Below are 433 nucleotides of genomic sequence, written 5' to 3'. Positions count from 1 at the left end.
CTGTTCCGCCATCTGTTGTAGTGCCTGTCTTTGTCCATTTGATACTAATTGTGTGTTTTGAGCCAAGTGAGTCAAAAATTTCTGCCGTTGAGCCGTTGCTTGACATCATCATGTTTCCACTTGCTCTTAGTGCTTGACCAGGGCTTAGTGCATCATCAAGTGCTTTCATAATAGTTGTCAGTTTAACATTTTCATTTACTGCTGAATTATTTGTACCTTGAGCCGGCTTTGTAAGCCCAGTTGTAGTCATATAAAGTGCATGATCTTCTACTTCAATCGATGGAGTTTCTAGTGGAATTTGCCCTATTTTATTCGCAGGAAGCTTTAGATCTTCGTTAGAAACAGCACCTGAAAGTACTTAAAGTGCTTCAACACCTGCGGCTTCTTTTTGATCCTGTGTACCAACAGCTGCGGCGTACGGATTATTAAAAAC

General features: G+C 40.9%; 1 pseudogene. It reads right to left on the bottom strand.

Going from position 1 to position 433, the window contains the following annotated elements:
- A pseudogene (locus CYP05_RS09330) lies at positions 1-250 on the bottom strand (flagellar hook protein FlgE); the annotation flags it as partial.
- Positions 251-433: the final 183 nt, after the last annotated feature.

Source organism: Campylobacter concisus, assembly GCF_002913545.1.
GTDB lineage: Bacteria > Campylobacterota > Campylobacteria > Campylobacterales > Campylobacteraceae > Campylobacter_A > Campylobacter_A concisus_AV.
This window is presented reverse-complemented; position numbering and strand designations above follow the sequence as displayed.